Origin of the sequence: Azonexus sp. (assembly GCF_047638095.1) — a bacterium.
Taxonomy (GTDB): domain Bacteria; phylum Pseudomonadota; class Gammaproteobacteria; order Burkholderiales; family Rhodocyclaceae; genus Azonexus.
On sequence record NZ_JBLJBW010000008.1, the window covers coordinates 37,395 to 63,273 of the forward strand.

General features: G+C 61.3%; 17 protein-coding genes. 11 read left to right on the forward strand and 6 right to left on the reverse strand.

Annotated elements, in window-relative coordinates:
• Window positions 1-2,352 carry a penicillin-binding protein 1A gene (locus ACM62Q_RS03400; RefSeq protein ID WP_415033595.1) on the reverse strand — a complete coding sequence of 784 codons (2,352 nt, stop codon included), beginning with the start codon at window positions 2,350-2,352 and terminating at the stop codon, window positions 1-3.
• A 161-nt stretch (window positions 2,353-2,513) separates the two neighbouring features.
• Between ACM62Q_RS03400 and ACM62Q_RS03405 the strand changes: the two genes are divergently transcribed.
• The 7 genes from ACM62Q_RS03405 (at window position 2,514) to aroB (ending at window position 9,361) form a co-directional block, all read left to right on the forward strand.
• A complete protein-coding gene (locus ACM62Q_RS03405; protein ID WP_415033597.1) occupies window positions 2,514-3,599 on the forward strand; it encodes a pilus assembly protein PilM in 1,086 nt (361 codons plus the stop codon).
• Complete coding sequence (locus tag ACM62Q_RS03410) at window positions 3,596-4,174, forward strand: PilN domain-containing protein (protein WP_415033599.1); 579 nt, start codon at window positions 3,596-3,598, stop codon at window positions 4,172-4,174. The genes ACM62Q_RS03405 and ACM62Q_RS03410 overlap by 4 nt, the downstream gene beginning before the upstream one ends.
• Complete coding sequence (locus ACM62Q_RS03415) at window positions 4,171-4,848, forward strand: type 4a pilus biogenesis protein PilO (protein WP_415033601.1); 678 nt, start codon at window positions 4,171-4,173, stop codon at window positions 4,846-4,848. The genes ACM62Q_RS03410 and ACM62Q_RS03415 overlap by 4 nt, the downstream gene beginning before the upstream one ends.
• Complete coding sequence (locus ACM62Q_RS03420) at window positions 4,845-5,390, forward strand: pilus assembly protein PilP (protein ID WP_415033603.1); 546 nt, start codon at window positions 4,845-4,847, stop codon at window positions 5,388-5,390. The genes ACM62Q_RS03415 and ACM62Q_RS03420 overlap by 4 nt, the downstream gene beginning before the upstream one ends.
• Window positions 5,387-7,672: a type IV pilus secretin PilQ gene (gene pilQ / locus ACM62Q_RS03425; RefSeq protein ID WP_415033605.1), complete on the forward strand. Its 2,286-nt coding sequence runs from the start codon at window positions 5,387-5,389 to the stop codon at window positions 7,670-7,672. The genes ACM62Q_RS03420 and pilQ overlap by 4 nt, the downstream gene beginning before the upstream one ends.
• Window positions 7,673-7,790: 118 nt before the next feature.
• The gene (locus ACM62Q_RS03430) at window positions 7,791-8,288 is read left to right on the forward strand and encodes a shikimate kinase (RefSeq protein WP_415033653.1); all 498 of its coding nucleotides are present in this window, start codon (window positions 7,791-7,793) and stop codon (window positions 8,286-8,288) included.
• Window positions 8,270-9,361: a 3-dehydroquinate synthase gene (aroB, locus tag ACM62Q_RS03435; RefSeq protein ID WP_415033607.1), complete on the forward strand. Its 1,092-nt coding sequence runs from the start codon at window positions 8,270-8,272 to the stop codon at window positions 9,359-9,361. Before ACM62Q_RS03430 ends, aroB begins: the two co-directional genes overlap by 19 nt.
• Before the next feature lie 86 nt (window positions 9,362-9,447).
• Here the strand turns inward: aroB and ACM62Q_RS03440 are convergent, their stop codons facing one another.
• Window positions 9,448-12,165 carry a PD-(D/E)XK nuclease family protein gene (locus ACM62Q_RS03440; protein ID WP_415033609.1) on the reverse strand — a complete coding sequence of 906 codons (2,718 nt, stop codon included), beginning with the start codon at window positions 12,163-12,165 and terminating at the stop codon, window positions 9,448-9,450.
• Window positions 12,162-14,354: a patatin-like phospholipase family protein gene (locus ACM62Q_RS03445; RefSeq protein WP_415033611.1), complete on the reverse strand. Its 2,193-nt coding sequence runs from the start codon at window positions 14,352-14,354 to the stop codon at window positions 12,162-12,164. The genes ACM62Q_RS03440 and ACM62Q_RS03445 overlap by 4 nt, the downstream gene beginning before the upstream one ends.
• Before the next feature lie 101 nt (window positions 14,355-14,455).
• Here ACM62Q_RS03445 and ACM62Q_RS03450 point away from each other — a divergent pair, with 101 nt between their 5' ends.
• From ACM62Q_RS03450 to ACM62Q_RS03465, 4 genes are all read left to right on the forward strand, one after another.
• Complete coding sequence (locus tag ACM62Q_RS03450; RefSeq protein WP_415033613.1) at window positions 14,456-14,968, forward strand: hypothetical protein; 513 nt, start codon at window positions 14,456-14,458, stop codon at window positions 14,966-14,968.
• A gap of 134 nt (window positions 14,969-15,102) precedes the next feature.
• Complete coding sequence (locus tag ACM62Q_RS03455) at window positions 15,103-17,169, forward strand: site-specific recombinase (RefSeq protein WP_415033615.1); 2,067 nt, start codon at window positions 15,103-15,105, stop codon at window positions 17,167-17,169.
• Window positions 17,169-18,848, forward strand: coding sequence for an autotransporter assembly complex protein TamA (locus tag ACM62Q_RS03460; protein ID WP_415033617.1), 1,680 nt, complete (start codon window positions 17,169-17,171; stop codon window positions 18,846-18,848). The genes ACM62Q_RS03455 and ACM62Q_RS03460 overlap by 1 nt, the downstream gene beginning before the upstream one ends.
• 8 nt (window positions 18,849-18,856) lie before the next feature.
• On the forward strand, window positions 18,857-22,579 hold the full coding sequence (locus ACM62Q_RS03465) for a translocation/assembly module TamB domain-containing protein (protein ID WP_415033619.1): 3,723 nt from the start codon (window positions 18,857-18,859) through the stop codon (window positions 22,577-22,579).
• 8 nt (window positions 22,580-22,587) lie between these two features.
• Here the strand turns inward: ACM62Q_RS03465 and ACM62Q_RS03470 are convergent, their stop codons facing one another.
• Genes ACM62Q_RS03470 through ACM62Q_RS03480 form a run of 3 tightly spaced genes read right to left on the reverse strand, consistent with a single transcriptional unit; the run spans window position 22,588 to window position 25,840 of the window.
• Window positions 22,588-23,484: a M48 family metalloprotease gene (locus tag ACM62Q_RS03470; RefSeq protein ID WP_415033621.1), complete on the reverse strand. Its 897-nt coding sequence runs from the start codon at window positions 23,482-23,484 to the stop codon at window positions 22,588-22,590.
• 11 nt (window positions 23,485-23,495) lie between these two features.
• Entirely contained in the window at window positions 23,496-24,005 is a 510-nt protein-coding gene (locus ACM62Q_RS03475; protein ID WP_415033623.1) for an SH3 domain-containing protein, read from the reverse strand.
• Complete coding sequence (locus tag ACM62Q_RS03480; RefSeq protein ID WP_415033625.1) at window positions 24,002-25,840, reverse strand: CHASE2 domain-containing protein; 1,839 nt, start codon at window positions 25,838-25,840, stop codon at window positions 24,002-24,004. The genes ACM62Q_RS03475 and ACM62Q_RS03480 overlap by 4 nt, the downstream gene beginning before the upstream one ends.
• Window positions 25,841-25,879: the final 39 nt, after the last annotated feature.

The window sequence follows — 25,879 nt, forward strand, 5'->3', positions numbered from 1 at the left end:
TTAGCGTCCGTAAACCGTAGGCTGCTCAGCGGTGGTGGCCGGCAACGGAGCATTGGGCCGTGGGGGAGCGGGGATGCTGACGGGGGCGGATTCCTCATCGTCTTCCGCGTGGGTTTCGAGCAGGGGCAGGTTTTCGCTGTACATCAGGCTGCGTCCGTCACCGCCCGGTGCGGCGCTCAGGCCGGCGGGCGGGCTGGGAATTTGTTCTGGCACGCCGCGCAGCGCCGTTTGCATGTAGCCGACCCAGATCGGCAGTGCCGCAACACCGCCGGTTTCCCGGCTGCCCAGTTTTTTCGGCTGGTCGTAGCCCATCCAGGCGCAGCCGGCGACGGAGGCCTGGTAGCCGCAGAACCAGGCATCGTAATAATCGTTGGTGGTGCCGGTTTTGCCAGCCAGATCGCGGCGTTTCAACTGCACTGAGGCGCGCGCGGCGGTGCCGGAAATGGTGACATCGCGCAGCATGGCATCCATTAGATAGGCATTGCGGGCATCGATGGCGCGGATGCTTTCGTCGCCCGCCTTGGGAACGCTGCTGCTGGCAATGACGCGGTCTTTGCTGTCGCGAATTTCCTTGACGATGTAAGGCGTGACGCGAAAGCCGCCGTTGGCAAAAATCGCATTGGCCGCCACCATCTGCCAGGCGGTGACGGAGCCCGCGCCCAGCGCCATGGTCAGATAGGGCGGATGCTTTTCGGCATCAAAGCCGAAACGGGTAACGTAATCCTGCGCGTAACGGGTGCCGATGGCTTGCAGAACGCGGATCGACACCAAATTCTTCGATTTTGCCAGTGCGGTGCGCAAACTCATCGGGCCGTCGTACTTGCCGTCATAGTTTTTCGGTTCCCAGGCTTGCGAACCGGTTTCGCCGGCAGAAATCACCAAGGGTTCGTCGGCCACGATACTGCCCGGATTGAAGCCTTTTTCCAGCGCGGCGGAATAGATGAAGGGTTTGAAGCTCGAACCAGGTTGCCGCCAGGCCTGGGTGACGTGGTTGAACATGTTGCGGTTGAAATCAAAACCGCCGATCAGGGCGCGGATCTGCCCATCTTGCGGGGCAATGGCGACAAAAGCGGCTTCGACTTCCGGCAGTTGGCTGATTTGCCAGTGACCGGCATCGTCCTGGATCAGGCGCATGATGGCACCACGGCGCAGGCGCTTGTTGGGCGGAGCCTGGTTGTCCAGCATGCGGGCGGCAAATTTCAGGCTGTCGCCGCGCAAAATCACGTTTTCCCCGCCTTTGACATAGGCACGGATTTCTTTGCTGTCGGCGGCAAGAACGAGCGCCGGGCGCAGATCGCCGGCGTCGTTGATGTCTTGCAAGAGCACGTCGATCGCTTCGTCCTGGTCGGAGCTGACGCCTTTCAAATCGAGATAGGCTTCGGCCCCGCGGTAGCCGTTACGCCGGTCGTAATCGAGCACGCCCTTGCGCAGTGCACGGTAAGCGGCTTCTTGTTCGGCCTTGATCAGCGTGGTGAACACCTTGATGCCAGCGGTGTAGGCGCTTTCCGGGAAGCTGTCGGCGGCGATCTGACGCGCCATTTCCGCAGCGTATTCGGCGTGCACGGCAAATTCGGCGAGCTCTCGCTTGATGATCAAGGGTTCTTTCAAGGCGCTTTCATATTGCGCGGCGTTGATGTAGTTGAGGTCGCGCATACGCCGCAAGACATATTCCTGACGAATTCTTGCCCGGCGCGGGTTGGCAATCGGGTTGTAGGCCGAGGGCGCCTTCGGCAGCCCCGCCAGCATGGCCGCTTCGGCGATGGAAATTTGCGGCAGCGGTTTGCCAAAATAAATCTGGGCAGCGGCGGCAAAACCATAGGCGCGCTGGCCGAGGAAAATCTGGTTGATGTACAGCTCGAGAATTTGATCCTTGCTCAGGCTGCTCTCGATCTTGAGCGAAAGCAGGGCTTCGTACAGTTTGCGGGTATAGGTTTTTTCCGAGGTCAGGAAAAAATTGCGCGCCACCTGCTGAGTGATGGTCGATGCCCCCTGCTTCTTGCCCCCGCCCAGGAGATTGGCTGCGGCGGCGCGCAAAATCCCCATGTAATCGATGCCGATGTGCTGGTAGAAACGGTCGTCTTCCGCCGCCAGAATCGCTTGTTTCATCACCGTGGGTACGGCATCGATCGTCACTACGGCGCGGCGCTCTTCGCCGAATTCGCCCAAGAGGAAGCCGTCTGCGCTATACACCCGCATCGGGATTTTTGGGTGGTAGTCGGTGAGGACTTCCAGCGAGGGCAGATTGGGATAGGCCAGCGCAATCACGATGGCGGCAACGGCGACCAGCACGGCAACCAAACCCAGAAGAGCGAGCAGGGGATAAACGAAAATGATGCGAAGCGCGAAAGGCATGCCGGGCTGGAGCCAGAAAGAAAAATGTGGCGGAATTATACGCCCTGCCTTAAGGTGGGGTTGAAAGTGCTTTACAGGCTTTGAAAGTTGCTGTTAGCATCTCAAGTGAATTATTGATTTTGTTTCTAACGCCGTAATCTATAAGTATTTTTGGGGGTCAGGTGGGCTTCGACATCTCCGCTTTATTAAATCCCAAGGCGCGCACTTTGCTCGGTCTGGACATCAGTTCGTCCGCCGTCAAGTTTGTTGAGCTGTCCGCCAATGGGAAAGAGGGCTACCGCGTCGAACGCTATGCGATCGAGGTGTTGCCCAAAGATTCCGTGTCCGACGGCACGATCGCCAATCTCGATGTGGTGGTGGATGCCGTCAAGCGCGCCTGGAAGCGCTTGGGGACATCGACGCGTAACGTCGCGATGGCCTTGCCGGCGTCTGCCGTCATCACCAAAAAGATCATTGTCGCCGCCGGTCTGCGCGAAGAAGAGCTGGAAGTGCAGGTGGAAACCGAGGCCAACCAGTACATTCCTTTTCCGCTCGATGACGTCAATCTCGATTACCAGGTGATCGGCCCTGCCCCGTCCATGCCGGACGAGGTCGAGGTGCTCATCGCCGCATCGAAAAAAGAGCGGGTCGAAGATCGTGTCGCCACGGCCGAGGCCTCCGGTCTCAAGGTTTTGGTGGTGGACGTCGACTCTCTGGCCAAGCTTGCTGCCTTTGAATTGATCGAGCGTCAGTTGCCGGAAGGTGGGCGCGATCAAATCGTCGCCTTGATCGACATCGGGGCCAATGCCATGCATCTCACCGTGCTCAAAAACGGGCAGCAAGTCTATGCGCGTGAGCAGGCCTTTGGCGGCAATCAGTTGACCCTGGACATTGCCCGCCACTACGGCATGAACCAGGAAGACGCCGAAGCCGCCAAGCGCACGGGTAATCTGCCGGACGGCTATGAAACCGAGCTTTTGGTGCCCTTCATGGAAAACCTGGCGCTCGAAGTTTCGCGCGCCTTGCAGTTTTTCTTTACGTCTACCCAGTTCAGCAAAGTGGATCACATCGTGCTGGCCGGTGGTTGTGCGGCCATTCACGGGATCGACGAGGCGGTGGCAACGCGTACCCAGTTTGATACCCTGGTGGCCAATCCGTTTGCCAACATGGTGCTCTCTGACCGGGTGCGCGCTCGCGCCCTGCTGGCAGATGCGCCCGCGCTGATGGTGGCCTGCGGCCTGGCATTGCGGAGGTTCGATACAGCATGATACGCATCAACCTGTTGCCGCACCGCGAGGCGGCGAAGAAAGCCCGGCGCGAGCAGTTTTACGTGCTCTTTGCTCTGGTGGCTCTGTTGGCGGGCGTTATCGTCTTTGCCGTGTACTCTCTGATCGAAACACAAATCGAGCAGCAAAACAGCAAAAATACTTTCCTCAAGCAGGAAATTGCGGTGCTCGACAAGCAGTTGGAAGAAATCAAACAGCTGCGCGAAAAAACCCAATCGCTCTTGGCGCGCAAGAAAGTCATTGAAGACTTGCAGCGCGACCGTGGCGAAACCGTGTATTTGCTGAGCGAATTGACGCAGCAGGTGCCGGAAGGGGTGTATTTGAAATCGCTCAAGCAAGACGGTCTCAAGGTGAATATCACGGGCTACGCCCAGTCGAACGCCCGGGTGTCGACCTTGATGCGCAATATTGAAGCCTCGCCCTGGTTGGAAACGCCGGTGCTCATCGAAACCAAGGCGGTGGTGCTGGAAGGGCGGCGGGTCAATGAATTTGCCATGAGCTTCACCCTGACGCGAGTTGCCGCCGAAGAACAGAAAGCTGGAGGGAAAGCGCAATGAGTGCCAAAACGCCCAACCTCAAGGACAAGCTGGCCAAGATCGATCTCCAGGCCGCACTGGAAGACTTTCGCCATCTGAACCCGAATGATCCGGGGGCATGGCCGCTGATTCCGAAAATTGTCATCTTGCTGGCCTTTTTGCTGCTCTTGCTGGTAGGCGGCTGGTGGTTCCTGTGGGACGACCAGCTGACCACGCTGAGTACGGCAGAAAGCGAAGAGCAAACGCTGAAAGACCAATACCTGCTGAAAAAACGCCAGGCGGTCAATCTTGATCTCTATACCCAGCAGCTGGCGGAAATCGATCGCTCTTTCGGTGCGCTGCTCAAGCAGTTGCCGAACAAGTCGGAAATGGAAGCGCTGTTGATCGAGGTCAACCAGGCCGGTCTGGGGCGCGGTTTGCAGTTTGAGCTGTTCCGTCCCTCGGCCGAGCAGGTGAAAGACTTTTATGCCGAATTGCCGGTGACGGTCAAAATCAACGGGCCCTACCATGATATTGGCGCATTTGCCGCCGATATCGGCAAACTGCCGCGCATCGTCACGCTCAACGGTATTGCCATTACGCCGGTCAAGGGCGGCGCGCTGACGCTCGATGCGACGGTCAAAACATTCCGCTATCTTGACGAAGCCGAAGTCGCGCAGCAAAAACAAAATGAAAAGAAAGGGGCGCAAAAGTGAGTAAAACACTGCTCCCGGCCCTGGGTTTGAGCGCCTTTTTGCTGGTCGGCTGTGCCAGCGGCGAGCACGAAGATCTGCGTCAGTGGATGGAAGAAAACAGCCGCGATTTGCGCGGTCGCGTCGAGCCGCTGCCGGAGGTCAAACCCTACGAGCCGATTCCCTACGAAGTAGCGGACCAGGTCGATCCTTTCCAGAGTAGCAAAATCGAACCCACCTCCCGGCGTGGTCAGGGCGGCGGGAGCGGCAGCCCCGATTTTGAAGCGCGTGAATTGCGTAACAGCGTGCTGGAAAAATATCCGCTCGAATCACTGACCATGATCGGGCGCTTGAATGTCAATAAACAGCCGATTGCCGTCATCAAGTACGAAGACAACGTTCGCCAGGTCAAGGTGGGCGATTACATCGGGCTGGATTTCGGTATGGTGACGCAAATCACCGAAAACGAAGTGAAATTACGAGAATTGATTCAGGATTCTGCGGGCGATTGGACCGAACGCCAGAGTTCCTTGCACCTGCAGACGACGGAGGGAAGTAGCCAATGAAATGGATTAATTATGCAGTCGCAGCCTGGATGGGTTGCGCCGCGCTGGTCTCCGGCGCGCAGGCCGAGGAAGCCAAGACGGCCGCCGGCGCAAGTGCCAGTGCCAATGCCATCGAAGCGATCAATACCTCGCGTAACGGTAATGAAATCGCCATCAAGATCGACTTGAATAAGTCGATGAGCTCCCCTCCCGCCAGCTTTGCAGTCTCCAACCCGCCCAAGGTGGCGCTGGATTTCCTGGGTACCGCAAACGCCTTGGGCAAGAATACGCAGATGGTCAACGAAGGCGATCTGCGCAGCCTGAACGTGGTGCAGGTGGGCGATAAAACCCGCGTCGTGCTGAACCTGGTGCGCTCCATGAACTACAACACCCGGGTCGATGGCAACTCGCTCTACGTCACCCTGACCCCGATCGAGCGAGTCAATGCCGTGGCGGCAGAGCGCAGCCAGCGCTTCCAGGAAGCCAATCCGCTGAGTACCGGCCATGCCGTGCGCGATTTGGTGTTCCGCCGTGGCAAAGATGGCGAAGGGCGCGTCGTGGTCGATCTGAGTGATCCCGGCACGGCGATCGACATCCGCAAGCAGGGCGAAAATCTGGTGGTGGACTTCATCAAGACCACCCTGCCGGATAATCTGCGCCGTAAGCTCGACGTCACCGACTTTGCGACCCCGGTATTTGCCGTCGAAGCCAAGCCGGTGGGCCAGAACACCCGCCTGACGATTTCGCCCAAGGGGGCCTGGGAGCACAACGCCTATCAGGCGGATAACCAGTTCATCGTCGAAGTGAAGAAGATCGTCGAAGATCCGAACAAGCTGGTGCAAGGCACCAAGATTGGTTACCAGGGGCCGCGCGTCAGCATCAATTACCAGAACGGCGACGTGCGCGCCCTACTGCGTCTGATGGCGGAAGAATTGGGCCTGAATGCCGTCATCAGCGAAACGGTGACCGGAACGACGACCCTGGTGCTGAAGGACGTGCCGGCCGATCAGGTGATCGACATCATCTTCCAGCAAAAAGGTCTGGACATGCGCAAGAAGGGCAACATCATCATGATTGCCCCGCGCGATGAAATTGCGACGCGTGAGAAACTCGATTTCGAGGCGCGCCAGCAGATCCGTGAGCTGGAGCCGCTGCAGACCGAGCAGTTTGCGCTCAATTACCAGAAAGCCGCCGAAATCGCCGCCTTGCTGGCTGGTCCTGGCAGTGGCAGTGGTTCAGAGGCAGAGTCGGGGAGCAGCGCTTCCCAGCGTATTCTGAGTAAACGCGGCAGCGCGGTGGCGGACAAGCAATCGAACATTTTGTTCGTTTCCGATATTCCGTCCAAGTTGGAAGAAATTCGTACCTTCATCAAGACCATCGACATTGGCGCGCGTCAGGTGCTGATCGAAGCGCGGATTGTTGAAGCGCAGGATAGTTTCCAGAGAGAGATAGGGGCGAAACTGGGCTTAATTAATACAAAGACGTCCAGGTTGGGTAACTCGCAATGGGGTGTTGCTGGTGGAAATATGGTTCCCAATTACACCATTCCATCAAATACGGGAGCGCCTCTAATCGTTGATCCTTTAAAAGTGACACCAAATGGCACCCCGGGTTCTGTTGGCGGGGGGACTATTCCGGGTACAAACCTGCCGGCTGGAGTGGCCGGCGGATTAACGGCGGCCACGCAGATGCTGGGTACTAATCTACCTATACCTACGAAAGGTGGAAGTTTTGCTCTCTCTCTCTTTAATTCTTCTCTCACACGAATTCTCAACCTTGAAATCGCTGCCATGGAAGGCGATGGCCTAGGTAAGATTGTTTCTAGTCCACGGGTTGTTACGGCGAATAACGTCAAGGCGAAGATTGAAGATGGTACGGAAATTCCGTACGTCACAATTCAAAGCTCCGGTGGAACAAGTACGGCTACGGTGAGCTTTAAAGCAGCCAAATTGTCACTTGAAGTGGTGCCGCAGATCACGCCGGAAGGAACGGTGAGCATGAATCTTGTCGTCAAGAAGGAAGAGGCCGACTGGACCAAGGCGGTAGTGTTAGGTGGATATGCCAACCCGCCGATCAAGAGCTCCATCGTCGAAACCAACGTAGTGGTCGATAACGGCGGTACCGTGGTGATTGGTGGGGTGTTCATCACCGACACCCAGCGCAAGGTGGAAAAAGTGCCGTTGCTGGGCGATATTCCGGCGCTGGGCTGGCTGTTCAAATATCGGCAGGATGATTCCAAGCGCCGGGAATTGCTGGTCTTCATCACGCCGCGCATCATTTCGGACAAGATGAATCTGAACTGATCCTCGGGCGAGAGTCGCTGCAAAGGGCGGAGCTTTCCGCCCTTTTTTTTGTGAACCGCAGCGCCTCGGATAAAATCGCGCCGTGGATACGAATACCAATATTTATCTCGTCGGCTTGATGGGGGCCGGCAAAACGACGGTGGGGCGGCAGCTGGCGCGGCGGCTGGGGCGGCATTTTTATGACTCCGACCATGAAATCGTGGCCCGCACCGGCGTACCGATTCCGACGATTTTTGAAATCGAGGGCGAAGCCGGTTTTCGTCGGCGTGAATCACAAACCCTTGCCGAGCTCAGTCAGCAAAAAAACATCGTCATGGCGACCGGCGGTGGTGCAGTGCTGGCGGAAGAAAACCGTGCCTGCTTGCGGGCCAGTGGCTGGGTGGTCTACCTCAGCGTGCCGCCTGTGCTTTTGCACCAGCGCACGCGACATGACCGCAACCGGCCGCTGTTGCAGGTCGATAACCCCTTGGCCAAGCTCGAAAGCCTGCACGCCGTGCGCGATCCGCTGTATCGCGCCGCCGCGCACTTCGTCGTCGAAGGTGGCGTCATGGTGGCCTCAGGCATTACGCATCATATTCTCCGGGGGTTCAATCAAGCATGTGCGCGCAACTCGTAAGCCAGACGGTCGCCCTCGGCGAGCGCAGCTATCCCATCCATATCGGCAGCGCTCTGCTGCAGCGGGGCGATTTGCTGCTGCCGCATATTCGCAGCAAGAAGGCGGTGGTGGTGAGCAATACCACTGTCGCCCCGCTCTACCTGGAAACGCTCAGCGCCACCTTGCGCGCGGGGGGGGTCGAGGTATTGCCGGTGATTCTGCCGGATGGCGAGCAATACAAAACCTGGGAAACGCTGAACCAAATTTTTGATGCGCTACTTCGCCAGCACTGCGAGCGCAAAACGCCTCTGCTTGCATTGGGCGGCGGGGTGATCGGCGATATGGGCGGTTTTGCCGCCGCCTGCTACCAGCGCGGCATGCCCTTCATCCAGATACCGACGACGCTGCTGGCCATGGTGGACTCCTCCGTGGGCGGCAAGACGGCGATCAATCATCCGCTGGGCAAGAACATGATCGGCGCTTTTTACCAGCCGCGTCTGGTGCTGGCAGATATCGATACGCTAAACACGCTGCCCGAGCGGGAATTGCGGGCGGGAATTGCCGAGATCATCAAGTACGGTTTGATTCGTGACGCCGGCTTCATCGACTGGCTGGAAGCCCATCTCCCCGCCTTGCTGGCGCGTGACTCCACCGCCTTGATGCAGGCCGTGGCGCGCTCCTGCGCGCACAAGGCTGAGGTGGTGGCGGCCGATGAACGCGAAAGCGGCGAGCGCGCTTTATTGAATTTGGGCCACACTTTCGGTCATGCCATTGAAACCGGTCTGGGTTATGGCAGTTGGCTGCACGGTGAAGCCGTGGCGGCGGGCAGCGTGATGGCGGCAAGGCTCTCGCAAAACCTGGGGTGGCTGAGCTCGGACGAGGTGGCGCGGGTGGAAGCGATTTTTGCTGCCGCCGGCTTGCCGGTGCGTGGTGCAAAATTAGGCGCGGCGCGTTATCTGGAACTGATGCGGCACGATAAAAAAGTCGCCGATGGGCGCTTGCGCCTGGTGCTGCTCAAAGGGCTTGGGCAGGCGGTTTTGAGTGAGGCGGCAAGTGAGGCGCAGATTTGCGAGGCGATAGCGGCCTGTTGTTGAGGCGGGTTTTGTCGCAACTTTTCGCCTTGCCCCCTGTCTTGCCCTCTCTTCTGCGCCAGCTTTCATGCGCGGTAGCGCCGGGCAGTTCACGCATCGCTCGCCTCCCAGCCGGAAGCTTCCTGCCATAGCCGTCGGCGCTCGGCAAGGCGTAGCAGGGGGGTGACTTCGCAGTAGGCGAGCGCGTTTTCATCGGCAAAAACCACGGCGGCGGCACCGTGTTCGATTTCGGCGGCCAATTCGCAGATGCTGTCGCGCCAGTGGGCGAGCAAGGCGGGCCAGTTGTCGAGGCCGCTTTGCAGATAAGGTTTGTTTTTTTCGTGGTTGACGGCCATGACCTTGGGTAATTGTTCAGGCACGGCAGAAACGCCGCTAAAGCCCGGTTCGTCGAGCACGACGCGGGCGAAACTGACGCAGGCCATGGGCGTGTCGCCAAAGGCGGCGTAAAGCGGTAATTGCGGTTCGCTGATGCGGGCATCGACCCAGCTGTGCGTCTCCACCTTGCCGGTTTTGTAATCGAGCACCGCGCAGCTGCCGTCGGCGAGCTGGTCTACCCGGTCGATCACCACGCGGATGCGCAGATTGCCGACGGCGAGCGTTTTTTCTTCTTCGCAGCTGAGTACCGTAAAGGCGCTCGGGCGCTCGTCTTCAAGTTTTAACCAGCGCAGTAGCAGACGCTGCAGACGCGCAGCCTCGAGGCGGCGAAAGTTGGCGGGCAGGGGGGTATCGTCGTGCGCAGCGAAATCGTTCAGGGCGTTTTCGATCGCTGCAGCCAAAATCTCGTGGCGCGTGCTTTCGTCTTGCGCGCGCAGCCTGTCCTGATCGCGGGTGCTCTCCCAGAAATGCTGCAGCGCCAGATGGACCAGACTGCCGCGCAAACGGGAGTCGAGCCCGTCGACCGGGGCTTCCAGGGCGGTAGCGCCCAGCCGGTAGCGGTAGTAGGCCCAGGCCGGGCAGAGGGCTTGGGCGCGCAAAACGCCGCTGCCGCCTTCAAGTAATTCGCCCGCGGCAAGCCCCGGTGCCTTGGCATCGTTAAGACGGGCCAGCGGTGTGCAGGCGGCGCGCGCGGCGGCCAGTGTAATGACGCGAACCGGGTCGGCGCGCTCGGTGTGGGCCAAAGGTTCGGCGTTTTCCTTGGCCTCCTCGGCTTGCAGCAAAGGGCTGGGGCGCAGGATGCGGTTACCATCGTTTTCCGCCCATGAAAGAGTGATCTGCGGAGCGGCGCGCAACAGGCGTTTTTGTACCTGCCGAGCAAAGCTGAGCTCCACGCTGGCGCTGGCGCGATTACTGCCGGCCTCTTGCTGGATGGCGGCAGGCAGGAGGGCGTTGAGGCGCGCCGGCGGCGGCCAGCGGTCATCATTCATGCCCAGGAACCATAGGGCATCGAATTGCAAACCGGCGCTTTCGAGTACGCCCAACACTTGAATGCGCGGCGTACCCAGGGTTTGTGGCTGAAAGAGACGCTTGCGGCAGCGCTCGCTCAAGCGTTGCAGGGCGGCGGAAAAGCGGATTGGACCGAGCAGTTCGTCGTATTCGGCAAACTCGCCGCACAGTTGCAGAAAAGCATTTTGTGCCTGGAACTCTACCGAATTCAGGGTGCGCTCGCCCGGCCAGCCGGCGCTTTGCAACAGGGTTTGGAAACTGTGCGCCCATTGGCTGGGGGTTTGTTTGCCTGCCAGTGTCTGGGCGTTCATGCGGGCGGTGCGCAGCGCGTGCAGGCTCAGCGGACAGTGGGCCTCGCCCAGGTGTCGCCAAACTTTTTGCCAGGTGGTCGTGCTCGGTTGATTACGGCGCAGACGGGCATCGGCCAAGGCGCGGGCATCGGCCTCGCTGTCGTCGCCTGCCCAAAAGGCGCTCAGGAGCAAGGCGGAAAGTTCATCTTGGGCGACCTGCTCGCGCCCCCGCCCGAGGAGACGCAGCAAGGCGAGTGCGGTGGCGATGAGCGGTTGCTGGGCCAGCGCTTCGCCCAGGGAGAGGTTGTAGCTGCGCGCCATGGCGGCGGAATCCGGGCGCAGGCTCAGTGGGTGTAACGCGGCATCGAGTAGATGGCTCAGTGGGCTGCGCACGGCGGCGAGATCCGGGGTGACGATGGCCAGGCGCGCTTCAGGTTTATCTGCCAAATAGGCGCTCGCCCAGGCGACGGCGGCGTGGCATTCGGCGAGGCGATCGGGGTAGTGGCGGTGGCGGATTTGCGCCTCGTGCGGCAAGGTGAAATCAGCGTAAGTGACCGTACAAGCGCGCGCTTCAAAGGCGGCGATGAGCATTTTTTCCAGCGCCGTGAAACGGTCAAATCCGGCGAATACGATGTGTTCTGGCAGTTGGACATGGCCTGCGCCGATACGCTCAACCAGGGCGCGTAGCTGATCGGCTGCGCTGAGGCGCTGCAGTTTTTTGCAGCGCTCCAAGAAACTCTGTTGCCAGCGGACAAAGGCGCGGCCCTCGTCGCTGCCTGCAAGCGAATGGGAGGTTAGTGGCAAATCCCAGTGTATGCACAGGGCGTGCGCGGCTTGCGCTTCTTCGGCCAGGCCGGGCAGGTCGAACAGTGCGCTGCCGTTTTCTTCGCCGAGCGCCGAAGCCAGTACGATTTCCCACAGTAGGCGTTCGCTTTCGGCGCTCAAGGCGGGCGGCAGATCAAGCTCGCCGGACAGCAGCAGGGCTTCGGCGCATTGCGCCTGCCATTGGTCCAGGGTGAGGGCCTGGGGGGTACGCCAGAGGTTTGTTTGCCCGTGGCTGCCCGGCAGATTGTGCTGGCGCAGGGTTTGCGCCAGGCGGCTGGTGGCGCACAGGTAAAGGGTGTTGAAACTCATGGGGTGCCGATGAATAAAAAGAGGTTGGTGACGCCGCTGCCGGAATGGCCCAGGCCGATGTAGGCCGGCCCGAGTGGGGTTTCGCCGCCGAGATAGAGGGCGGTGGAATCGATCCAGTCATCGCGGCGGGTTTCGCTAAAACGCTTGCCCAGGCGCGCCGCTTCGAGCGCGACGCCGATACGCAGATCGCCGCGCAGGCCAAGCGGCAAACGGCCGACGATTCTCTCCATGCGCAGCCCGGCATAGCGCACCTTGTCGCCCAGCAGTTGGTGGGTGGCAAAGGCCGTCATGTTGAGAAAACCGCCGAGACGGCCGGCGGCGTAGATCGGCAAGTCGCCGCGCGGCGAATCCACCGTCGCCAAACGGGCGTTGAAAACAGTGTCGTCGAGCGTGAATGCGCCGCGCAACTCGAGATCGAGACGGCTGTAATTTTGTTTTGGTGAAGAAAAATAGCGCAGATTCGCCGACCAACCCCGGCTGGGGAAGTACAGGCGATCGAAGCGGTCGATCTCGGTATCGAACTGCCAGCCACCAAAATTGGCGCGCACATTGGGCAGCTCGAGTGCGCCGATGTCCGGTGTATAGCGCTGCCGGGCTTCCAGCCAGCCCAGGCGCAGGACGCCATAACTGCGCGCGTTATAGCCCAGCCAGAGGCCAAAACGGTCTTCGTGTGCTTTGTATTGGGCGGTGCGCCGGTTGTTTTCGTAGAGGCTGAGGCGCTCTTCAAGCAAGCCGATTTCGCTTTCGGCAAAAAAACGCTGCGTTTCCTCCAATGGCTGATAGAGATTGGCGAGCAGGCGATTTTGCGTACCCAGCTCGCCATGCGCCAGAAATTCGCCACCCAAGGCATTCAGCTGGGTGCGGTGATAGGCCGCCCGCAGCCCAAAATTGCTGCCTTCGCGGGTGTCGGCCTGTAGTTTCAGGCCAAAGCGCAGGTAATCCGGTCCCCAGGGTTTTTCCACCGGCAAGATACGCAGTACCTTGCGTTCGCGCTCGTGCCGCACGGTGTAATCGACGCTTTCGTAGTGGCCGTCGCCGTAGATGCGCAAGAGATCACGGTCGATGCGCTGCGCCGAAGGCGTGTCGCCCGGTGCGATACTGAGAAAACGCGTGAGCGCCGATGCGCGGGTGTGGCGCAGGCCGGCAATTTCGATGGCGGCGATGGGCTGCGGTGCCGGCAGCGGCGCATGTAGTTTTTCTCTCCAAGCGGCGTGCTCTGCGGCGTCTGCACGCAGGTGGCGCAAACGCTCGCGCAGGGCGTGCGCGGCGGCGCGGCCCTGCGCGATGGCTTCGTCGTGGCGCTGAAAGTCGACGCCGCTGATATTTTCCAGCGCCGGCTGGATGAGGATATCGCCAGCACCGAGCAGGGCGCGTGAGCGTTGCGAGTTTTGTTGCGTCAGGATGCCGATCATCTGCGCCGACACCGTGAGCAAGGAGCCGACCGATTCGCTGGGCAGCAAAGGCGAACTGACGTCGACGGCGATCACCACCTCGGGCTGGCAGCGCTCGCGCACCTCGGTGACCGGTAGGTTATCGACCAGACCGCCATCGACCAGTTTATGCCCGGCGTGCGCCACCGGAGCGAGCAGGCCGGGCACCGACATGCTGGCGCGCATGGCCGTGCTCAGCGGGCCGTCGCGTAACACCACCCGTTCGCCAGTGCCAATGTCGGTAGCGAGAATGGAGAGCGCCAAGGGCAGGCGGTCGATCTGGCGTTCCAGGCGTTCGGCACCGATCAGGCGATTGAGAAAAAGTTTGATTTTTTGCCCGGATAGCATGCCGGATTGGTAACGCAGCCCTTCCGGGCCGATGCCGGTTTCCGTGCCGGGCAGGTAACGGCGCTGGATTTGCCGGTGGCGCTGGCTCATTTGCGCCGATTCCGGGCTGTCGATGAAAATATCGCGCCAATCCACGGCCGCCAGATTGGTGCGCATCTCTTGCGGCGTCAGCCCCGCCGCCCAGGCCCCGGCAACCAGGGCGCCCATGCTGGTGGCTGCGACGCAACTGACGACGATGCCTTCTTCCTGCAATACCTCGAGGACGCCGATATGCGCTGCGCCGCGCGCACCGCCGCCGCCCAGCACCAGCCCGACACGCGGCGCGGCCAATGCGGGCAGCAGCCAGAACGTGCACAGGACGGCGCAACACAAACTTTTACGAAGACGATAAAAATCCGGCAAGAAAGGCATGGCACACTGGAAAAAGCAGTCAGCTCCCGATGCGCCGCGCCGCGGCCTGGCAAGAGAATGCGCTGCGATTGATCAATTATTGCGGGCGGCAGAAAAATTGCATGCCGTCCGTCGGAGTCTATCCCATGCGCCGCCTCGGTTCTGCATTTCTCGCCCTCTTCTGCAGCGTGTTTCTGCCGGCTTGCGATGTTGTCAATCTGCCGGAAATCAAACCGGGCATCACCGCACAAAGCGAGGTGCGCAGCCGCATGGGCGAGCCCGGCTTTGTGCATCACGATGCGGACGGCAGCATCGTTTGGGAATACACTCGCCAGCCTTCCGGGCGCAGCTGTTACATGATCCGTTTCGATGCTCAAGGTGTCGTCAGCGAAATGGCTCAGGTTCTGAGTCCGCCGTATTTTTCCCGCGCCCTGCCTGGCATGAAACACGAGGAAATCCGCCGTCTGCTCGGGCAGCCGGCGCGCAAGCAGATTTTTGAAAATCTCGGCGAAGAAGTCTGGGAGTGGCGGGTGACGGGAGAAAATCCGCTCGATGACAGTTATTTCAATGTGTATTTCAATCTGCACGATGGGCAAGTCAAGAAAAGCGGTTTTCGCATCGAGCCCAAGGGGTGAGTCATTGATGCGCGCCAGGCCTTCAGGCCGGGGTGTTCATTTTTGGCTCCGCCTCTGTCGGTGCGCGCGGCGAGCCGCCGTCTTGGGCAGCGAACGGTTATCATCGCCCTTCTGTTTTTTGCCGGTAACCGCGATTGAAACTGCTTTTTTCCCAACTGCTACGCCGCCTGCGCCGTCAGGATATCGATCCGCACCAGCGCCTGCATAAGGCGCTCAATGATTTTCGCCATCCCGAGGCCGATGCTCTGGGGCTGTGTCGTCGGCTGGTGGCGGCTTTGCGCCCGGACGACGGGGACTATGTCGCCTGCCGCGAGCGTTACGAAAGCATGCTGGTTACGCTGGAAAATGACGCCGAATTACTGGCGGATTTTCGTCAGCACATGCTCAATTTTGTGGTGCAGCGACGCGCCCTGAGCTTTTTTACGGACAGCGGCATTTTGCCGGGAACCGGTTTTTTTTCCGAGTGGTGGCATATCCTGGGCAGCCGCTTGCTGCCGGAAGTGCCGGACGAGCAGCGTTTGATCGATGCCCTGCATCTGATTTTTCATCGGCGCGACGATTGGGAGTGGCTGGAGGCGATTCCGGCCAATTTTTCACAGCGGTTTTGGGGTTTGCTGACGCTGCCGGAAATGGCGCAGGACATCAGCCAGCGCGGTTTCGTGCAGCAGGTGCTGGATGCGGTGCTCTTGCTGGCGCATCGCGTCAGCGGCCTGGGGGTGGAAAGTGAATTGCTGCGCGCTTCGCCCAATCCGGATCTCGATACGCCGCGTTTTATTGCCTTGTCGAGCGAAGCACAGGCTTTTGTCGATGCCTTTCGGGCGGGGCTGGAAGGGCAAAGCGAAGCGTTTGACGATGCCAGTCAGCTTTTGGTGATCGTCGATCAATGTCAGGACAGCCTGAAACGCATCCGCAAACGTGCGCTGACGGTGGGCACCAGTTTGCGTCTGTCGTATTTTTTGACGCGCTGCGAGCAAAGCCTGCAGCGCATTACGGCCTTGGCCGAAATTCTCACGGCGCGTTTGCGTGGTGTGCCGCAAGATGAACGTCTGCGCCGCTGGGGTGCCTTTTCCCGCGCCGCCTTTCTTGCCGAAAACCGCCGCTTGAGCCTGCGCCGCTACTGGCAGCAGCTCTCCGGGGTGCTGGCCGTGCGCGTCACGGAAAATGCGGCGCAGTCGGGCGAGCACTATATCTGCGAGAGCCGTGCCGATTACCGCAAGATGTGGCGGGCCGCCGCTGCCGCCGGGGTGATCATCGCCGGCATGGCGTTTTTGAAGATTCAGGCGAGCACGCTGCACGCCCCTTTGCTGATCGAGGCGTTTTTGTTCAGCATGATTTACGGCCTGGGTTTCGTGCTGATTTATCTGCTCGATTTCACCGTCGCCACCAAGCAGCCGGCCATGACGGCGCAGACCCTGGCCGGTCTTCTGGGCGATTTGAAACCGACGCGCAGCGCCGAGCTGGAGCGCATTGCCGATGTGGCGGCGGCGGTGAGCCGCAGCCAGTTGGCGGCGATCGGCGGCAATGTGATGCTGGCCTTGCCCATCGCCTTGCTGATTAGCTTTGCCTTGTCGTATGGCTTGGATGCGCCGGTGATTACGCAGGACAAGGCAGCACATTTGCTGGCGGATCTCGATCCGCTTTCCTGGGCGGTGCCGCACGCGGCGATTGCCGGGTTTTACCTGTTTCTGGCGGGTTTGATCAACGGCTATTTCGACAATCAGGCGGCCTACGCCAATATCGGCGCGCGCGTCGGGCGTTTGCGCTGGCTGCAGCTCTTGCTCGGCAAACAGCGGGCGGCGAGCGGCGGTGCTTATGTTGGCGACCATCTGGGGGGCATCATGGGGAATTTTCTTTTTGGCTGCATGCTGGGCTCGACCGGCGTGATTGGCAAAATGCTGGGCCTGCCGCTGGACATTCGTCATATCGCGTTTTCTTCGGCCAATGTCGGCTATGCCTTGAATGGCTACGAATTCCAGCTGGCGTGGCAGGCCATTGTGCTGGCCTTGCTGGGGGTGATGTTGATCGGTTTGACCAATCTGGCCGTGAGTTTTGCACTCGCTTTGCGGATGGCGCTGCGTGCCCGGCAAATCGAATTCACGCATTGGGGGCCGTTGCTGGGGGCGGTGTGGCAGCGTTTTCGCGCCCAGCCGCGCAGTTTTTTCATGCCGCCGCGCGCCCCGACGGGCAGCGATCCGGCCTGATGCGCTGGTGGGCGCTCGGCCTTTGCTGCAGCCTGGGGGTGGCCCAGGCTGAGGTGCGCCTGGAGGCACCGGAAGAACTGGCCTTGCGTTTGCGCCCCTATCTTTCCGTAGAAAACGGCGCGCGGCGGTTGCGCCAACTCAGTGCGGACCTGCTCGCCACCGAAGGCTATTTTTCGCCGCAGATCACGCTCGATGAAGCAGAAGAAGGCGTGCATCTGCGCATCGACCCCGGCCCACGCACGCGGGTGCAGCGTCTGGACATTGTGATCAACGGGCCGCTATCGCTGGAGCGGCGGGCGGCCCTGCTGGCGCAATGGGGTTTGCCGGTGGGGCAGGCGTTTCGTCAGGAAGACTGGAATCAGGCGAAAACCCAGCTGCTCGATGCCCTGCTCGCCGAAGATCACGCCGGGGCGCGCCTGCTAGACAGTCTTGCCGATATTGATCCGCAGCAGCAGCGCGCCGCCTTGTCGCTCGATGTGGACGCCGGGCCGCGCTATGTTTACGGTGATTTGCAGATCGAGGGTTTGCAGCGTTTTCGTCCCGCCTTGATTGCGCGTTACAAGCCCGGCCTGCGCCCGGGGCAGCCCTATCGGGCAGAGGATGTGCGCGCCCTGGTGCAGGCCTTGCAGGCCAGCCCTTATTTTTCCCGCGTGCAGGCCGAGCTCGATCTGGAACAGGCGCAAACACTTTCAGCGGACGAATCGACCGCGCACACCCGGCAAGCGCCCTTGCGTTTGCGCGTGCAGGAGCAGCCGATACATCGGGCGCGCTTCGGCCTGGGGGCAAGCTCCAATACCGGGGCGCGGGTGGAGGCCGCCTACGGCAACATCGATTTTCTGCGCCGCGCCTGGCAACTGGAAACGGGTTTGCGTCTGGAAGAAAAGCGGCAAACTTTTTTCAGCGATGTGTTTTTGCCGCCGACGACGGACGGTGTGCGCTATGGCGGCGGTTTTGTCGCCGAACAAAGCGATATCGAACAGCTGCGCTTACAGCGTCAAGCCCTGGGCTGGCAGCGCAGCGAACAGCGTGGACGCCTGGAAGAACGCTGGTCCGTGCAGTGGCAGCACGAAAAACGCCAACCCGGCGGGCAGGGCTGGACGACGAGCCGCGCCCTGGCCCCGAGCGTCAGCTGGACTTGGCGCGAACTCGATCAACTGATCGAGCCGCGCCGGGGCGTGGTCTTGCAAGTCAGCCTGGGCGGTGGCAGCAAGGTCTTTTTCTCGGACCAGAACTTTTTGCGCTTGTATGGCCGTGGGCAGTTTTATGTGCCGCTCGGTGCGCGCGATAGCCTCAGCCTGCGTCTTGAACTCGGGCGCACTTTTGCCGATGCGCGCCAGCATGTGCCGCAGGATTACCTGTTTCGCACCGGGGGCACCGGCAGCGTGCGCGGCTATCCCTATCAGAGCCTGGGCATCAAGGAGGGTAACGCCGTCGTCGGCGGGCGCTATCTGGCCACAGCCAGCCTGGAGTACACACACTGGCTGAATGCGCGCTGGGGCGTGGCGGCTTTTGTCGATGCCGGCGATGCGGTCGATGCCTTGCAAGACGCACGACTCGCCGTCGGCTATGGTCTGGGCGCGCGCTGGCGCAGCCCGGCCGGGCCGCTGGGTGTCGATCTGGCCTATGGCGCGCGCGATGAAGCCTTGCAGTTGCATTTTTCCCTGCTCATTCCTTTTTGATGTTTGCCATGCGCCGCCTCGCCCTCTTCTTGTTTTTTGGCTTTTTTTTGCTCTGCGCCGCAGCCGCCTGGTTGTTGGGCACGCAAAACGGTTTGCAGATGAGCCTGGCCGGGCTGGAAAAAATCAGCGCCGGCCGTTTGCAGGTGCAGGGCGCGCAGGGGCGCTGGTTGGGTCCTTTGCACATCGAGGAGATTCTCTGGCAGGAAAGCGGGGCGCGTTATCAGGCACGGCAGCTGGTATTGGCCTGGCAGGCCAGCGCACTTTGGCGCTCGGTGCTCGATGTGGCCACACTGGAAATTGGCGCCATCGACATCAAAACCGCGCCAGACGACGATACGCCTTTCGTCATGCCGGAGGATTTGCGTTTGCCGCTCGATGTGCATCTGCCCGCCGTGCGCGTGGGTTTGCTGCAGATCGATGCTTTACCTGCCGTGCATGATCTGGTGGCGGGGGTGTATGGCGATGAGCAAGGGTATCGGCTGGAAAATCTGAGTTTTTCGCTGGATAAAACCCATATCGCGGCTTCGCTGCATCTGGCCAATGTGGCTCCGTTTGCCGTAGAGGCCGATGCGCAGTTGCGTGGGGTTTTGGCCGAAGATTTTTTGCGTGAGCAGCCGCTGGCGGCGCAGCTGCAGGCCAGGGGGACGTTGGCGGCAATCGATTTGATGCTGAACGCGACGCGCGGCCTGCGCGGGCAGGCAGAAATCAGGCTGACGCCGTTTGCCGCCCAGCCCTTTGCTCAGGCAAAAATCGATCTGGCCGAACTGAACCCGGCCGACTGGTTGCACGGCGCGCCGCAAGCCGCACTCAGCGTGCAGGCCGATGTGCAGCCTGTGGAAAATTCTGCGACGGCGGCCAAAGGCCTGCACGGCACTTTTTCCATCCGTAACGCGCAGCCCGGGCCGTTCGACCAAAAACGCCTGCCCATCGCACAGTGCAGTGGGTCGTTGGTTTGGCAGGAGACGGCCTTGGCGTTTCCGAGGCTGCATCTGCGTTTGGCCGGCGCAGCGGAGCTCAGCGGTCAGGGGCGCTGGCAGGAAGATGCGCTGAAGGTCGAACTCGTGGCACGCGCGCTCGATGCGCGCGGGCTTTGGTCGACGCTGGAAAAAACCCGCCTCGACGGGCCGTTGCACGCCGTGCTGGGCGCAGACAAGCAAAGTTTGGCAATGCAGCTGGGCGATGCGCGCTTTAGCCTGGCGGCAAAGTTAAGCCATGCCGACGGGGTGATCGATATTCCCCGCCTGCATTTGGCATCCCGGGGGGCGGGGCTGAGCGCAGAAGGGCGGGTGGGTTTGGCCGGGCAAGGTGAATTTGCCTTGGCTGCGCAGCTGAAAAACTTCGATCCGCGTGCTTTTGCGCAGTGGCCCCAGGCGCGCCTCAATGCGCAACTCAAGGCGCACGGGCAATGGCGGGAAAAGCCGCAGCTGCAAGCGCAATTCAGCCTGCAGGATAGCCATTACCGGCAGGCGGCGCTGGCCGGTAATGGCAGGCTGCATCTGCGCTGGCCGCAGGTGTCGGCGGTCGATGTTGACTTGAGCTTGGGAGAGAACCGGCTGACGGTGCGCGGTGCGCTGGGGCGCGCGCAAGACCGGCTGCATCTGACACTGGCCGCGCCCCGGCTGGAAGATTTTGGCGGACAAGGCGCGGTGCAGGGGGATTTTGAGCTGTCCGGGGCGCTCGATGCCCTGCGTTTGCGCGGTGAGTTGGCTGCGCCACGGCTGGCGTGGCCAGGCCGTTTTGCCGCGCAAACGCTGCGATTGAAAGCCGATCTGCCTTACGGAAAAACTGCCTCTGAGGCCGCTTTACTGCTTGATTTTTCGCTCGCCAAACTCGATCTGCAGGCGCAAACGGCGGTGGCCGAGCAGCTCGTGTTGCAGTTGAATGGCACGCCGGCGCAGCACCGTTTGCAGTTGCAGACGCAGATTTTTGGGGGCGACAAATTGGCGCTGCAAGCCAGCGGCAGTTTGCGCCAGGCCCTCACCTGGGATTGGCAGGGTGTGCTGACCCAGCTTTCGCTGGCGAGCCCGAATGCCGCGCGTCAGCTGCGCTTGCTGGCCCCGGCCAGTTTGCAGATCAGTCCGGCGCGCTGGCAGCTGACGGAACTGCAGCTGGGCGGTGAAACACTGGATTGGCGCGCGCGGCTGGCAGCAGAAATGCAAGGCGCGCGGGCGCAGTTGCGCTTGACGGCGCAAGGCGAGCGTTTGGGCGCGCTGGAGGCGGATTTGGCAGTGGGCATGGAAAATGCCTGGCATCTGGCCCGACATGCGCCGTGGCAAGGCGCGCTGACTTGGGATACGCCGGATTTAAGTTGGCTGGGCGAGTTTTTGGGAGAGGGATGGCGCACCGGCGGGCGCTTGCACAGCAGGCTGCAACTTGCCGGGCAACCCGCCGCAGCGCAGTTACGCGGCACTCTGGCCGGGGAGAAATTGAGTTTTGCCCTGCCCGAGATGGGCTTGCACTTGGAAAAAGGCATCTTGCGCGCACAGTTGCACGGGCAGAGCTTGCGCGTGGACAGCCTGTATTTCGAAAACCCGCACCGCCCTTTGCCGCGCGCCTTGAAGAAAGCGCTGGGTGAGGCAGCGAGCCAGTATGCCGCGCCCGGCAGCCTGAGCGCCCAGGGGGAATTGCACCTGGATCAGGCGCAAACCGGGGCAGCGGCGCAACTGAGCTGCAAGCTGGAGCGGCTGGGCGTGTGGCAGTTGCCGGAGCAATGGCTGAGTTTGTCCGGAGAAACGCAGCTTAGCTGGCAAGGCGGGGCTGCGGGTAGCCAGCTCGCCGGACAAGGCGCGCTGAGTATCGATGCCGGCTACTGGCAGCTCGCCCCGGCGGGTGCGCCGCGTTTGTCGGATGATGTGGTGGTGCGGCGTACGGCCGATCGCGCCGCGCCGCTTTTACGGCCCAAACTCAAGCTGGATTTGGCGCTCGATTTTGGGCCGAATTTCTTGTTCGAAGGCGCCGGTTTGCACAGTCAGCTTGCCGGGCAGATTCGCCTGAGCGCCGACGGGCGTGATTTGCCGCGCGCGCAAGGCAGCATCCAGACCCGCGCCGGGCGTTTTGCGGCCTATGGACAAAGTCTGGAAATCGAACGCGGCAATCTGAATTTTCAGGGTTTGCCGGACAATCCGGCGCTCGATGTGCGCGCCATGCGCCGTGGTTTGGCGGTGGAGGCCGGGGTAGAAGTGCTCGGTACGGCACAAAAACCGCGTGTTCGTCTGGTTTCCGAGCCGGAATTGCCGGATGCGGAAAAATTGAGCTGGCTGATTCTCGGGCATGGCCCGGAACGTGTCGGCAGCGCCGATGCCAGTGTCTTGCTGGCGGCCGCCGGCGATGTGCTGGGGCAAGGGGCGGGGAATGTGGTGAATCAGCTGAAAGCGCACTTTGGCATCGATGAATTCGATCTGCGCCAAGGCCAGCTTGGCGGCAGCCGGCGTTCTACCGGTAGCCGTGTGGTAAGTAGTGGAGCGAGCGAAGGCGGTGGCGTCGATCAACAGATTTTGAGCGTGGGCAAGCGCCTTTCCAATCGCGCCAGCATCAGTTACGAACAGGCCCTGGGTACGGCAGAAAGTCTGGCGAAATTAAGCTTCAGCCTGACGCGGGAGCTGACTTTGATCGGGCGTGTCGGCAGCGACAATGCCATCGATTTGTTCTACGGCACACGCTGGGGCGGCGCGCCGGCGCGTCAAACCAAGGCTCCCGAGGCCGCCCCCGAAGCCGCCACCGCGCGGCCGTAAACCTTCGCTTAACGCCGCGCTTTTGCCCCCTTGCGCGCGCTGCCATTGTTGCCTGCGCCGGCATTGCCTTGCAGTGCCGCCTGCTGGCGAGAGAAGGCTGGCGTGTTGCGCAGGCTCTGGCTTTCCAGGGCGTCAAATTTGTCGCTCATGCTGCTCGCCAAGCGTTCCAGGCGCTCGCCGGCGGCGGGGTGGGTGGAAAAGAGCAGGTCGAAACCGGCTTGCCCGGCATTGCTGGCGTACATCTGCAGGACGCGTGCCAAGCCGAAAGGATCGTAGCCGGCGCGGGCAGCAATAACGACGCCCATGCGGTCGGCCTGGTATTCGTCATCCTTGTCCAGCCCGGAGCTATAAACACCGCGCCCGAGATTGACCAGCGCCGTGTATTGCCCCTTGCCCTGGCTTTGCGCGAGGCCACTGGCGAGGTTGCCGAGCGCGGCGGCGCGGTCTTTCTTGAGCATGGTTTGCACGTAATGGCCCATCAGAACATGGCTGATTTCGTGGGCAATGACGCCGGCCAGTTCGGACTCATCCTGCAAGCGCACGAACAAGCCACGGGTAATGAACACGTAGCCGGCCGGCGCAGCAAAGGCGTTGATGTTGGGGGTGTCGAGCACGCCGAAACGCCATTGAATATCGCTGCGCTCGGTTTGTTGGGCAAGCCATTGGCCGACTTGGTTGACATAGCGTTGCACGCCGTCGTGTTTGACCAAGGGGGCGGCACCGAGCAGCAAGGCGGCCGACTCGTCGCCCATGCGTTGTTCTTCCTGCGGGCTGACGCTCTGGTTGAAGCTGCGGGCGACTCCGCCGCCATGTTCGAGCGCGGCCTGAATCTGTTCCGGTTTGCAGGCGCTGAGGCTGAGCACGGCGCAGCTCAGGGCGAGGAGGTGTACGGTTTTTTGTAACATGCGTGCGCTCCTTAATTGCGTTTGCCGTCGCTTGGATCGAGGTAGGCCATCTTGCGTTTTTGCAGGCGCTGGGCCTGGGCGTGTTTTTCTGCGTCCTGAGGCGTACTGGCATAGCGCGCCAGACGCTGTACCTCTTGCGGGTTGGGGGCGGCTTGGGCGAGGTCATCCTTGCTGATGCCCTTGGCTCCGGTGGTTGCCGTTGCGCCGGAACTGCCGGTGCGCGCCACGTTACCCAAGGTGTTCAAACTGCTCAGGGCGTTGCCGCTGCCGGCGCTGTCCGGGCGCACGTTGAGTAGGCGCACCCAGCCGGTTTGCCCTTGCGCACTTTTGACCTGCGACCAGCCGCCTTCGTTGGCCAGAATGTCGACCTTGGATTGTTCGGGCAGCTGGGCTACGGTGGCGGCATCGATGAAGGGCTTGGCTTTGAGCTCGCTGGCGCGGGTCAGCGTACCCGGTGCGGCCAGTGCGGGCAGGCTGAGGGCCGCGAGCAGCAGGGCTGAGGTAAAAGGCAGGGTTCTCATGCAGGGCTCCTGGGTTCGTAGAGGCGGACGGGTTTTTCGCGCCCCTTGACGGGAAATTCACCATGGTCGATGAAGGTAAAACGCTTGGGGTCTTCGGCTAGGCAGGCCTCGCGCGTGCTGGCTGAAACCAGGATGCGGGCCACGCCCTTGGTCAAACCTTCGATGCGGCTGGCCAAGTTTACCGTGTCACCAATGGCAGTGTAATCGAGGCGGCGTGCCGCACCGAGAAAACCGACCACGGCCGGTCCGCTGTGTACGCCGATGCCGACGTCAAAATCTGCGCCGTCTTCACCCAATTCCTCACAAAAAGCGAGTAGGCGTTCTTGTAGCGCGAGCGCCGCCGCAACCGCCTGGCTGGCATGTTGCGGGCTGGCGACCGGCGCTCCCCAAAAGGCCATGATGGCGTCGCCGATGAATTTATCGAGCGTGCCTTCGTGCGTGAAGACGATTTCGGTTTGCGCTGCAAAATAACGATTGAGCAGGCGCACGATTTCTTCTGGCGCGCGGCTTTCCGACAAACGGGTAAAACCGCGAATGTCGGAAAACAGCACGCTGATTTCCTGGCGCTGCCCTTCTTGCGCCACGGCCAAAGCCTTGCCGGCCACCAAGGAGTCCACCACGCGTGGATCGACGAAGCGGCCAAAGAGCTGCAAGGCGTATTCGCGTTGCTGGCGTTCGCGTAAGTAGGCGTGGAGTGCGCAGGCGGCGTAAAAAAGCCAGAGGGTGAGCAGGGTGGAAAAAGGCAGCCAGAGGTGGTTGTAGTGCAATAAGAAATAGGCCGCCAAAACACACACCAGACTCAAGAGCGCCAGGCCGGTGCCTTGCAGCAAAGGATTGATTTGTCGCCGGGAAGCCAAAGCCAGCAGGCTCAGGCACAGTGCGCCCAGCCACGGGGCAAGGCTGGGCGGGAGCGGGCGCAGATAGTCTTGGTGGATGAGATTGCCCAAGGCCGTGGCAAGAATTTCCGGCCCCGGTGTGGCGGCCCCCAGCGGTGTTGGGCGCAGATCGTGTAGACCGGGGGCCGCGGCACCGATGAGAATGATTTTGTCGCGCAGATCGGGTAAGTCTCCGGGGTTTTCTTGCAGACTGGAAAGAAAGAGGCTGGCGTAGGAAAGGTGGCTGAATGGCTGGCCGTAAAAGTGCAGAGGCAGGCGTTCTTGCGCGGGCACCGGCAAGCCGAGATCGGCGGCCACGCGTGCGGGGAGCGAGGGCAGGCTCCAGCCGGCGTGCGGGTAGTTGAGCCAGTAACTGCGGCCCAGGCCGTCGCTGTCGGCAAGGAAATTGATCAGGCCGGTGCGCCAAACCTCGGGCGATAAGGCCTTCGGGGCGAGTAGCGCCAGCCCCGCCTCAGGATCGGCTTGTCGGCCGGGGCGTATGCCGAGCAGGGGCGGCAAATCGGCCAGACGCGAGGTTTCGCCGTTGGTGACGACGAGCGGCAGGTAAGCAGGCGTTTGGCGTAGCGCATCTTCCAACACTTGGTCGCTCGCCGGGCGAAAGTGATCGGGCTCGCTGAAAATCAGGTCGAAAACGATGGCGCGCGGCTGCTGGAGTGCGAGAAAAGCCAGTAATTCGCCGTGGATCGCGCGCGGCCAGGGCCAGTTGCCGGCCAGCTCCAGCATTTGCGGGTGGTCCAGGCTGGCTTGGTCGATGTCGATCAGGACGATTTCCGGTGGCGGCGGGCGCGTTGCGATGGCGCGGCGCATGAGAATGTCGCCCAGGCGCAGGTCGAGATCGTGCCAGGGGTGGGCGTAGGCAAGCAGCCCCAGCCAGATGAGGGCAGCAAAAAACAACAGCGGAAGGGCAGCGGTGTGCTGGCTGGGGGGGGCAGTTTGCATAGGCAGTGGCGCAAGAAGAAGGCGCATTATGCCCGGGCT